Raw genomic sequence first — 11,433 nt, 5'->3', positions numbered from 1 at the left:
CCAGCAGCAAGGGCAGCCGACGTACGCCTTGGCTATGGAGGCCCAAGGCTGCGGCCAAACCGCCGCACATGCCCAGGCAATGCACGCCGCCGAGAAAACCCGCCAGCAACCAGCCGGCAAGGGTCAGCGACCAGGAAGAGGAAAACATGGCGGCAGCTTAGCAAGGACGCCTGGTACTGGCGAGCCCGCCCCAATACGAAGGGGCTGCCGTGGCCCTCCCCTGCGCGACCGCTCAAACCAGGCAGAACTAGTGAGCGAGTGTACCGCCCTCGTCCTGAGCCCGTGGCTTGCTGAAGTCGACCGGGCAATACTTGTTGACCTCTGCCCCATCACGCTCGAAGAACAGGGTCAGTCCGCTCGACAAACCTGCAAACAACCAGCAGACAAAGAAACCAGTGGAATAGGCGAGCACGCGGCTATCGAATATGGGGTCGCCGTTGACCATCAATTCCAGGGGGTCGAACAAGGTAAAAAACAGACTGTTCACAATACCGGCCACGAGAAACGAAGGCCATAAAACCAGAATCGACTTCAGTTTCATGCAGTATGTCTCCATGTTTTTTGTCCCGATCTAACGCCGGTCCTGCAACGCATCCTACTCCCGCAAAAAATTCCAGAAAACCCCTACCGATCAACAACCTACGACATATTTTCATGCTGCGCCGCAGCAAGCATTCAATAAATCCGATGAAATATCCTGCAAGCTGGCCTGGCTCGCTCATAATCGGGTTGTTGGCGCGGCCCGCAGACCCGCGCCGGTATTTGGATAATTGGTAATGCGCTTATCGCTAGATGCACTGATCGTATTGGATGCCATTGAACGCAAAGGCAGCTTTGCCGCCGCCGCCGCGGAGCTGCATCGCGTCCCTTCGGCCGTGACCTACACCATACAAAAGCTTGAACAAGATCTGGATGTATTGATCTTCGATCGCAGTGGCCACCGGGCCCGGCTGACACCGGCGGGGCAGGAACTGTTGCGAGAAGGCCGTCCCTTGCTCGATGCCGCAGCAGCCCTGGAAGCGCGGGTCAAGCGCGTCGCCACTGGCTGGGAGCCCGAGTTGCGCATCGCGGTGGGGGATCTGGTCGACTTTGAAGTGTTGCTCGAATCGGTCGCCGCCTTTGACCGTATCGGCGGAGCCACTCGCTTGCGCTTCTCGCACGAGGGTTATGGCGGTACCTGGGACGCGCTCTACACCGGCCGGGCGGACCTCGCTATCGGCGCCCCGGATGAAGCCCCGCCCGGTGGGGGCTTCAAGAGCATGCCGCTGGGTAGCGTGACCTTCATACTGGCGGTCGCCCCCACTCACCCCTTGGCGCGCGAACCACAGCCCATACCGATGCAGACCATACGCGCCCACCGTGCGGTCAGCGTGGCGGATAGCTCGCGCAGCTTGGCGCCGCGTACCTCTGGCCTGCTTACCGGTCAGCCTACGCTCAGCGTCTCCACGCAGCGCGATAAGTTGGCGGCGCAGCTGGCCGGGCTGGGCGTGGGCCACCTGCCCGAGCGCCTTGCTGCTCCCTATATAGCCAGCGGTGAGCTGATCGCGCTGGAAGTGGAGGAACCCAAACCCCGTCCCCAGTTATTCATCGGCTGGCCAACCAAATCACGTGGCAATGCCCTGCGCTGGTTCCTGGATCACTTGGGCAATGCCGAGGTGCAACGCCGCCTATGTGAAGGCAGCAAGTAGTGAACACGCTGATCCTGATCGACCCCAGTGCCGAGCTGGCCGCTCGTTTGGCGCACCAAGGCTGGTCGGGATATCAACTTGGTGGGGAAAGTGGCAAGGGCTGGCAAGCCCTCGCCAGCCTCGACGAAGCAGCCTGGCTGCCAGCACCGCGCCTATGGCTGGTCGCATCGGACCGTCAGCTGCCTGTCGGCGAGGCAGATCTGCTACTGACCAGCCGGCCCAGCGTACAGGCCAGTCCCTGCGTGGGCCTATCCTGGCAGGCCAGCCCCTTTGCGGTGGAGCATGGCTTTTTGCTGATGGCAGGCGGCCCAGCCGAACTGATCCACCGTGCGGAAGCCATACTGGATGCACTGGCACCAAGCCCGGGCGCCTGGTTGCATGCCGGCGGCATTTCCGCGCCGACGTTCATGACACAGGTGATGAGTGAATGCGGTGGCGGCCTCGCCGGGCTGGCGCCGCTCTTTCTGGCCAACCCGGCCAGCGGCTTGGACCCGTTCTGGCAAGGCCAGTACCAACTTTCGGCACGGTTGGCACAATTGGCAAGCGACTATCTGGTAGCCAGCGCAGACGAACACTATCAACCAGTCCATGCCCTCCCCCCGGTCTTTGCCCTGACTCCCCCCAACAGCCAGGCCAACGACTCGCCCGCCCGCAAGCTGGCAGCGCTATTGCTCTGGCTCTACCAACACCAGCCAGGCAACTAGGTCCGAGCGCAAAAAACAAAAAGCCACGCATAGCGTGGCTTTTTTGCCTTACCGGGTAGCGAATCAGGCAGTGGCGGCAGCAGCCTTGCGAGCCGTGCTCTTGGCCACACCGGCAGCAGCCTTGGCCGAGGTCTCGGCGGCGGCAACACTGGCTTCGGCGAAATCACTGCTGACCTTCTTGGCGGTCTTGGTCACGGTGTCGTAAGCGGAAGCGGCCGTAGCGACAGCAGTCTTGACGGCCGACACAACGATCTCGGAACCGGCCGGCGCTTGCTTGACGGCCTTGTCCAGCGTCGAAACCAGACCCTTGTTGAATTCAACGACCTGGTCTTCGACGAAGGCACCCAGCTCAGCTTGCGACTTGCTGGAAACATCGTACACGCTCTTGGCAACAGCCAGGGCCTTATCGACGGCGGGCTGGGACAGTTGCTGCTGCAGCGTGATCAGACCTTGCACGTCCTTCACTTCCGACAGCGCCTTGGCGGTGCTGGTGTTGTCGGCCAGGATTTCCCGAGCGACATCGAGTTGCAGGGCGACAAAGCGTTCGACGCCCGACAGGGCGATATGGGACAGGCGGATCGACTTTTCAAGCTGGGCCTGGCCGATTGCGGCGAAATCCGAAGTGGCGAACATAAAGGTCTTCTCCTGAACTGACTATCGGTATGGGTATAGCCGCAGGACAATATATATTTGCGCACTGCAGCATGGAAACCATTATGGGCGCGCGACTTTGCGCAAGTCAAGCAGTTTGTTGCGTTGCACAAAAATTTAATTTCCTTTTTTCTCTTTATAAACATATTCTTATTGTCTAGAGCAAAAAGCCCAATGCGGCGTCGCAATCAGCCCAGCGTGGCCGGTGGCGTCTTCTGCCTTATGGCCAGAATGGCCTGGTTGCGCAGGGTCTTGCAGAGTGCCAGCTCGCGCTGCCCCAACTGCAAACTGCCGGCCACCGCCCGGTCGGCATAGAAGAGGCCGACGATCTTGCGGTCGATCACGACCGGCATCAGCAAAAAGGTCTTGCCTGCCCCACTGCTCTTGAACCAGGCAGGGATACGGTCACGAATGGCGGCGTTGTCCACGTCCTCGATCAATACGTCCAGGTTTTGCGACAGCGTCACCCGGAATACATCCGCACTATCGTCCAGTGGCAGAGCAAAGCGGCCCAGGAAACTGTCGACATCATCGCCAAAGCCGAAGCGACCGACGATGGCATTGCGCTGCACGCTACGGGTGGCGATCAACACCCTGTCCACGCCCAGGCTACGGTATAGAGTTTCCAATATCATGCGCAGCAGATCGTTGAGACGGAAATCGCCAACCAGGGTTTCGGTCACATCCTGCACGCAGCTGGCCAGTGCCTCGACCACCAAGGGGCGATCCTGTGGTGGCAGCACCTCGGCAGCGACGGGAGCAAGCGCCACCTCTTCGGCACCCGCAGAAGGCGTCGGCGCGGCGGGCGCATCCACGGCAGCCGCTATCGCCGGCAGGCCTGCCAACTGGCGCAAGCGCGCCAGCACGCCGCCGGACTGGGCCTCCAGGCCAAAGATGGTCGCTTCGCGCAAGGTCTCGCGCAATGCGTCGTCCATCGCCACCCGGAAATCTCGCTCGCTGAAGCGCAGACTCTCGCCGAAGCGATCACGGATCTGCAAAAAGCCCTTGTAGCGATCCTGCTCATTGTCGGCCAGGCCGGCACGCATCATGGCCTTGCCCGCATTGGCAAACAGCCTGAGCCAATCCCCGTCGTGCCGTGGCGGCCGCGGCTTGCCGGATTCTGCCGCCATGCTGGTCACCAGCTTGCCCGGCAGGTTCCAGGCACGCGCCACACCCATGCCCAGCTCTTCGTAACTCACTCCCAGCGTGCGTCGTACCGCTCCCTCTTCTTCTTCACCGGAAGCGATGAGGCGGGCAATGGTGACCGTGTCGTCATGAAAATAGAACAAGGCCAGCAATCGGCCCAGCAGATGGAACATGCCGGCAACGCGGGCTTCTTCCAGGTCCCGATAACCGCTGCGCTCGGCCAACTGGCGCGCCAAAAGGCTGGAGAAAAAGGCGCGGGCCACCTCGTCCTTGAGCTCGCCAGCGTACTCGTTGTTGGTCAGGTGCTCGATCAGCACCAAGGTCATGGCAAGGGCCTTGACGGTGCCAAAGCCCAGTACCATCACCGCCCGCGAGATGGTGCTGATGGCTCCACCGAACTGGCCGTAGCTGGCAGAATTGGCCAGCCGCAGTACCTTGTTGGTCAAGGAGAAGTCACGCAGGATGACCGTGGCCAGCGCCTGCAGCTTTTCCGTGTCGCCGTCAGTAATACGGCTGATCGCACCAATGGCGCGCGAAAGCGCCGGGAAGTCATCGGTATTCTCGATACGCCGCAAGAGCTGGCCGGTCAGGCCATCGTCTTCGATCGGCACTTCGTCCACGCCACCAGCCGTCTGCTGGTAGTGCTGCAGGGCGGCGCGGAAGGCCAGGAGACTCTCCTGCCTTGGCGCGGTGCCATCGCCCAGACCGCCATGTACGACAGCTGCCAAAGCCGCGGGGATATCCGGTTGCACCGACAGCAGTGGCTGCGCAACGCCTTGCTCGTCCAGCACCGGGCGCTTGCCTGCCAGCATGTGATAGAGCAAACCCGCCATATCCTGCAGGGCCCGCTCGCTATGCGCCTCTGGCGGCAGCACCACGGCAAGGCTGACCGTACCTCCGGTGCCGAGCAACACCCTCGTGGCATCGATACGCCCCAACCCCATACCCAGCAGCCGCGCGTGCAGCGTGGCGTCGAGCAGTTTCAGGATCAGTTCCAGCGCATCATCCACCGGCAGCGGGCCACTATTGAGCCGGGCGGCCAGGCTGCCGCCTACCGCCCAGCGATAGGCCAACCAGCGCTCGCCGTCGATTTCGGCGTCGCCTTCCAGCGTGGCCAGGAGGGGGTGGTTGGGATTGGAGGGATAAATGGCGGAGCCGATGCCGGGGTCCGGCACCAGCAAAGCAAGGTGCCCATCCTCGGCATGCGCCAACCAGGTATAGCCATCCTCGGCTATCAGCGTGTAGACCGTCTCATCCATGTCGGCGCCGTTCCACCAGTACCGAATATATTTATTCTGCCCAGTACCAGCCTAGCAGAGGACGCCATAAAACGCTCGCTATCAGGCCGCTTCAATGGATAAGGTACCATCGCCCTGCTGCTCGGCGCCATCAGGCAGCACTAATTGCCCGAGCTCGGCCAAGGGTGGCAGCTCGGCCCGGCTCTTCAAGCCCAGATCGTCCAGGAAGGCACGCGTGGTGGAGTAGAGCCCCGGCCGGCCAGGCGTCTCCCGGTAACCAACGACCTCGATCCAACCACGCTCTTCCAGGGTCTTGACGATATTGGTGGAGACCGTCACACCGCGGATCTCTTCGATTTCGCCGCGGGTGAGTGGCCCCTTGTAGGCGATGATGGCCAATGTTTCCATCACCGCACGCGAATAACGCGGTGGTTTTTCCGGGCTCAACCTGTCGAGGTAGGGCTGGTACTCAAGCCGGGCACGAAAGCGCCAACCGCTGGCCAGACGTACCAGTTCCACCCCCCTGCCCTGCCAGGCCTGCTGGATGGCCTCCAGCACCTCATTGAGCAGCTCGGCCTTGAGCTCTTCGGCGAACAGCTTCTTGAGGTCATGCACGCTCAAGGGCTCGCTAGCCACCAGCAAGGCGGTCTCGATCACGGTTTGCAGATGCTGCCGTTCGTGCAGTACGGATTCCATGGCCTGGGTCAGGGTTCGACTGCCGGCTCGCTACCTGCCAGCCGGACATAGATGGGTTGGTAGGGCTCGCTCTGGCTGACCGCGATCAGACCTTCCTTGGTCAGCTCCAACACGGCGATAAAGCTGACGACCAGCAGAGGCGCGCCACGCGAAGTATCAAACAGCTGGGAAAACTCCAGGAAATGTCCACCGGTGAGCTTCTTGAGGATTTCCCCCATCTGCTCGCGCACGCTCAACTCGTCCGGCCGCACAGTATGGTGCTTGGTGTGCTTGGCGCGGGCCAGCAGCGACATCCATGCCTGGCGTAGGTCTACCGGCGTGACCTCAGGCAGCCGGACCACCATTTCACGGTCGAACCAGGCAGATACCCAGCTGAAATCGCGCCCGGCGATCGGCAACTGGTCCAGCTCGAAAGCCGCCAGCTTCATCTGCTCGTACTCAAGCAAGCGGCGGACCAGCTCGGCACGAGGGTCGTGCTCCTCACCCGCCTCGGCAGTGGGCCGCGGCAGCAGCATGCGGGACTTGATCTCGATCAGCAGGGCCGCCATCAAGAGGTACTCGGCGGCCAGCTCCAGCCTATGCACCCGCATGGCCTCGACATAGTCCATGTACTGGCGCGTGACCACAGCCATGGGGATATCGAGGATATCGAGGTTCTGCTTACGGATCAGGTAGAGCAGCAGGTCCAGCGGCCCCTCGAAACGCTCCAGCATAATGCGTAAGGCATCGGGCGGGATATAGAGATCCTGCGGCAACTCGGTAACCGGCTGGCCGAAAACCAGCGCAAGCGGCGTAGTGGCGCCCAGTGGTGCAGCCGGCTCCAGCGGCTCAGCCGGCTGATTCATCAATCGGCACCGGGCTCGGTGGCAACCGGCTCATCGGCACTCGGATCACGGCTGACCAGCACCTTGTCGATGCGTTTGCCATCCATGTCGACCACCTCGAATACCCATCCGCCCCAATCGAGCTTGTCGGCAGTCTGCGGCAGGCGACCCAGCAGCAGCATGATCATGCCGGCCAGGGTGTGGTAGCGGCCCTTGTCTTCCTCCGGTACCTCGCGCAGCTCCAGCTTGTCCTTGAGCTCAGGCACGGGAATGAGCCCGTCCAGCAGCCAGCTGCCATCTTCGCGCTGAACCGCCCAGGCATCTTCAATATCGTGCGGCTTGAATTCGCCAGTGATCGCTTCGAGCAGATCCTGCAGGGTCACAAGCCCCTGGATCTCCCCATATTCGTCAATCACCAGCGCCATCTGCACCGAAGTCGAGCGGAAGTTCTCCAGCAACTCCATGCCGGTCAGCGTCTCTGGCACATAGGCCACCTGTTGCAGGTGGCTGGCAAAGTCCGCCTGCTCACCGCGCAGCGTCTGACCAAGGATCTGTTTGGCGGTAGCGATGCCCAGCACCTCATCCAGACCGCCACGGCAGACCGGGTAGCGCGAGTGGTCGGTATCGGCGATCTTTTCCAGGTTGACCTTGCGCTCATCGGCCAGGTCCAGATAGACGATTTCGGAACGCGGTGTCATCAAGGACCCGATCTGGCGGTCGTCCAGGCGGAACACATTGCGTACCATCTCGTGCTCCTGCTGCTCGATGGCGCCGGATTCGGAACCTTCTGCCAGCAGGGCGTGGATTTCTTCCTGGGTGACGGTATTGGTCTGATCGGTACGTACGCCCAAGGTACGCAGCATCAGCTCGGTAGAAGCGGTCAACAGGCGAACGAAAGGCTTGGTAATGGTCGCCAGCCACTGCATTGGACGGGCCACCAGGCGAGCGATGGGCTCGGGATTGATCTGGCCGATACGCTTGGGTACCAGCTCCCCCAGGATGATGGAGACATAGGTAATGCTGAGCACGACCAGGCCCAATGCCAGCCACTGGGCTGCCTCGGGTGCCATGCCCAAGCCGCGCAGCCATATGGCGAAGGGGCCGGCCAGGGCCGATTCACCGACGATACCGTTCAACACCCCGATGGAGGTGATGCCGATCTGCATGGTGGAAAGAAAGCGGGTGGGATTCTCGCCCAATTGAATTGCAGCGCGCGCACCGGCATCCCCCGACTCGGCCAATATCTGCAAACGGGCGCGGCGAGCGGTGACCAGGGCAATCTCGGACATGGCAAAGACGCCATTGAGCAATATCAGTCCGAGTAAAAGGGCTATCTCCATTATGCGTGGGGCGTTGTTACGAAGCGGCTAGTGTACCAGCCATCACCCATAATCGCGGATCGGCGTGCCGGAAAAGCAGCTAAAGCACTGATTATTCAGTCCAAGCCGCAGTTTTTCGGCATTAGCGCTACACCCCGGTCATCAATCCACGCAGCAGTTCCGATGCACCGTTCCAGAAAATCTGCACCCCGATGCACAAGAGAATAAACGCGGAGAGGCGCAGGAACACCGTGATGCCGGTTTCGCCCAGACGATCCAGCAAGCGGTTGGCGAAGCGATAGCAGTAGTAGACGATCAGGCACAACAGGGTAATGCCGATCACACCGCCGACCAGGTTCAAGGCATCGATACCGCCACGGCTGCGCAAGGCCACGCCCAAGGTAATGGCGACCGAAATCGAACCAGGCCCGATGGTGAACGGAAAGGTCAGCGGGAAGAAGGCGCGCTTGAGATTGTTCTTGGGTGCAGGCTGATTTTGGCTTTGCTCGGCGCTGTGGTCCTCTGCATCCAGAAGCCGCCAACCCGCCAGCGCAACGACCAGACCACCGCCGACACGCACCACCGCCAAGGAAATACCGAAGAACTTGAGCAGATAGGTGCCGATAAACATGGCGCCCAGCAGCATGAAGAGGCTATTGATGGCGATGCGCTTGGCAATGGCCTTACGCTCTTTGTCACTGCTACCCTGGGTATAGGTCAGGAAGATGGGTGCGGCCCCCGGCGGATTGATGATGGGCAGCAGCGCGGTCAGCACCAGCAGAATGCTCTTGGTGAACTCGATCAGGTCATAAACCATGGCTGCAGGCGCCGGGCGCGTAGTAGGAGACGGCCGGATGATGGCAGCAGCGGCCGCACTTGTGAATGGGGCTTTGCCACAAGGCAGTATCGCTGCCGACGACCGCCGGATTGCGTAAAAAACAGGCAGTACCCACAAATAGCGTGCGATCAGGTAGTTAGCCCATTTGTACACAGGTCTTGCACAGGCTTGTCCCGCCTAGATGTGTACGCCGCACATTGCCCGCCTAAAATTTAGGCAGTGATGATTAGTCCTGCCGGATCATGGCCTTGCCCATCTTATCCACACGTCACCCACATGCTTGTTCCAGGCAAGCTGTGCATTAGCTTTATTGGCGCGGCAGATACAGGCTGGCCTCAAAGCCCGCCGGGCTTGCAAACTGCAGGCGGCCGCCATGCAAGGCCGCGATACGGCTGACAATGGACAACCCCAAGCCGCTGCCCGGCCGACTCGCTCCACCACGGAAGAAGCGCTCACCAAGGCGTTGCAAGGTTTCCGGCGTTGCACCGCTACCGGTATCGAGGACTGTCAACGTGCAATAGTGAGCATCGATCTGCGCCACGGTCACCGTCACCAGCCCGCCTGCCGGAGTATGACCAATGGCGTTATCGAGCAAGTTACGGATGGCCAGACGCAGCAGGTCGGGCGACCCTCGCTCGATCACCCCTTCGCCCTCAAGGGCGATCTCCACCCCCTTGGACAGCGCCATGGCGGTACAGTCGAGCAGCTCTTCCCGCGCCAGTTGCACCAGATCGCATGGGCCGGCAGACGCCAAGCCATCCAGATGGTCCAGTCTTGCCAGGGTCAAGAGTTGCTCGATCACCCGGCCGGCATGGGTCACCCCTCTGCGCGCCTGACTGAGGGCATGCTCGCGGGTACTGCGATCCTCCGCCGCCTCGGCCACTTCCACCTGTGCGCGTATAGCTGCCAGTGGCGTACGCAATTCATGCGCGGCGTCGGCGGTAAAACGCCGTTCCTTCTCCAGCGCACCGTCCACGCGGCTCATCAGGAGATTGATCTCCTCCACCAGCGATTGTGCTTCGGAGGGAGTAGCCGCCGCGGCAACTGGTGAAAGATCATCCGGTCGTCGTCCGGCTATCTGGCGCGACAATTCGTAGAGCGGCGTCAAACCCTTGCCTACCGCCAGCCAGACCAGTGCCACCATGACGATAAGGCACAGTATCCAAGGGAAGACCAAAGTCGCGGCCAGATCCAGTGCCAGCAGCGCCCTATCCTTGTAGGGGCGTGCCACGACCAGCCATTTGCCATCATCGGCATCCAGCACCCGAATCACGCGCCAACGCCCCTCCTCGGTCTCTTCGGTCTGGAAGCGCTGAGGATGAGGATTGAAAGCCAGCTTGGGGGCGAATTCGGTACGAAACAGCAACTGGCCGTCAGCAGACCAGATATAGGCCGGAAAGGAGTCTTCATCGTCAAAGACGTGAAAACCAGGTGCATCCTCCGCCGCCTTCATGTGCTCCAGATCCAGCGAAAAGAGCGTGGCGGCGACGCGCTCCAGCTGGTGGTCGAACATGGTATCGACCTTTTGCAGCATCAGCAGGTAGGCACCCAGTGCCAACAACAGCCAAACCGGTGCCAGCACCCCCAGGAGCAGCAGGATCAGCCGCCGACGCAGCGAGGCCTGGCGGGGCCAGAAGCGCATCAGGGTGCCTTGTCCTGCGCCTTGCTCGGGTCCAGCAGATAGCCGACACCGCGCAAGGTCTTGATCCAGTCGCTACCGAGCTTCTTGCGCAGATGGTGTACATGCACCTCGATGGCATTGCTCTCCACCTCTTCACCCCAACCGTACAGCGCGTTCTCGATCTGCTCGCGCGATACAGGGCGCTCTGGCTGAGCGATCAGCAAGGCCAGCAGATCAAATTCGCGGGTGGAGAGTTCCAACGGCTTATCACCCAAAGTGGTGCGCCTTTTGGCAGGGTCGAGAGCAAGAATGCCGTGGCGGTAGACCGGTTCACTGCGACCTGCCGAACGACGAACCAAGGCACGTAGCCGCGCTGCCAACTCGGCAATGGCGACCGGCTTGACCAGATAGTCGTCGGCCCCGGCATCGAGCCCGCTGATACGGTCTTCCAGCGCGTCACGCGCTGTCAGCATCAGCACCGGTGTGGCATTGCGACGCTGCCGCAGACCTCGGATCAGTGACAGGCCATCGCGTCGCGGCAAACCCCAATCGAGCACGACTGCCGCATAGTGCTCGGCCAGTAGCGCCGTATCGGCCGCGACGCCATCGCGTACCCAATCCACCGTGCAGCCTGCCTGAGCCAGGCCGGTACGCAAGCCATCACCAAGCAGTACATCGTCCTCCACCAGCAAGATGCGCATAGGCAGC

General features: G+C 61.4%; 12 protein-coding genes. 2 read left to right on the top strand and 10 right to left on the bottom strand.

The features are described from left to right. Positions 1-148, bottom strand: a 148-nt coding sequence (locus VIM95_RS23395) for a sulfite exporter TauE/SafE family protein (protein ID WP_414648520.1), incomplete at its 3' end; no start/stop codon positions are given. Positions 149-247: 99 nt separating this feature from the next. After that, complete coding sequence (locus VIM95_RS11510) at positions 248-541, bottom strand: hypothetical protein (protein WP_331985765.1); 294 nt, start codon at positions 539-541, stop codon at positions 248-250. 235 nt (positions 542-776) lie between these two features. Here VIM95_RS11510 and VIM95_RS11505 point away from each other — a divergent pair, with 235 nt between their 5' ends. After that, entirely contained in the window at positions 777-1,688 is a 912-nt protein-coding gene (locus VIM95_RS11505) for a LysR family transcriptional regulator (protein ID WP_331985763.1), read from the top strand. Beyond that, positions 1,688-2,392, top strand: a complete 705-nt coding sequence (locus tag VIM95_RS11500) for a hypothetical protein (protein WP_331985761.1) — start codon at positions 1,688-1,690, stop codon at positions 2,390-2,392. Before VIM95_RS11505 ends, VIM95_RS11500 begins: the two co-directional genes overlap by 1 nt. Positions 2,393-2,455: 63 nt before the next feature. Here the strand turns inward: VIM95_RS11500 and VIM95_RS11495 are convergent, their stop codons facing one another. The 8 genes from VIM95_RS11495 to VIM95_RS11460 form a co-directional block, all read right to left on the bottom strand. Further along, positions 2,456-3,025 carry a phasin family protein gene (locus tag VIM95_RS11495; protein ID WP_331985759.1) on the bottom strand — a complete coding sequence of 190 codons (570 nt, stop codon included), beginning with the start codon at positions 3,023-3,025 and terminating at the stop codon, positions 2,456-2,458. A gap of 206 nt (positions 3,026-3,231) precedes the next feature. Continuing rightward, the gene (locus VIM95_RS11490) at positions 3,232-5,448 is read right to left on the bottom strand and encodes an HDOD domain-containing protein (RefSeq protein WP_331985757.1); all 2,217 of its coding nucleotides are present in this window, start codon (positions 5,446-5,448) and stop codon (positions 3,232-3,234) included. An 81-nt stretch (positions 5,449-5,529) separates the two neighbouring features. After that, positions 5,530-6,123 (bottom strand): SMC-Scp complex subunit ScpB, encoded by a 594-nt coding sequence (scpB, locus tag VIM95_RS11485; RefSeq protein WP_331985755.1) that lies wholly within the window; start codon positions 6,121-6,123, stop codon positions 5,530-5,532. 8 nt (positions 6,124-6,131) lie between these two features. Continuing rightward, on the bottom strand, positions 6,132-6,968 hold the full coding sequence (locus VIM95_RS11480) for a ScpA family protein (RefSeq protein WP_331985753.1): 837 nt from the start codon (positions 6,966-6,968) through the stop codon (positions 6,132-6,134). Beyond that, positions 6,968-8,287 carry a hemolysin family protein gene (locus VIM95_RS11475; protein WP_331985752.1) on the bottom strand — a complete coding sequence of 440 codons (1,320 nt, stop codon included), beginning with the start codon at positions 8,285-8,287 and terminating at the stop codon, positions 6,968-6,970. The genes VIM95_RS11480 and VIM95_RS11475 overlap by 1 nt, the downstream gene beginning before the upstream one ends. A 127-nt stretch (positions 8,288-8,414) precedes the next feature. After that, on the bottom strand, positions 8,415-9,083 hold the full coding sequence (locus VIM95_RS11470) for a MarC family protein (protein ID WP_331985750.1): 669 nt from the start codon (positions 9,081-9,083) through the stop codon (positions 8,415-8,417). 328 nt (positions 9,084-9,411) lie between these two features. Then, a complete protein-coding gene (locus VIM95_RS11465) occupies positions 9,412-10,746 on the bottom strand; it encodes an ATP-binding protein (RefSeq protein ID WP_331985748.1) in 1,335 nt (444 codons plus the stop codon). After that, positions 10,746-11,426: a response regulator gene (locus tag VIM95_RS11460; protein WP_331985746.1), complete on the bottom strand. Its 681-nt coding sequence runs from the start codon at positions 11,424-11,426 to the stop codon at positions 10,746-10,748. Before VIM95_RS11460 ends, VIM95_RS11465 begins: the two co-directional genes overlap by 1 nt. Between the last annotated feature and the right edge of the window lie 7 nt (positions 11,427-11,433).

Source organism: Chitinimonas sp., from assembly GCF_036568685.1.
Lineage (GTDB): Bacteria > Pseudomonadota > Gammaproteobacteria > Burkholderiales > Chitinimonadaceae > Chitinimonas.
This window is presented reverse-complemented; position numbering and strand designations above follow the sequence as displayed.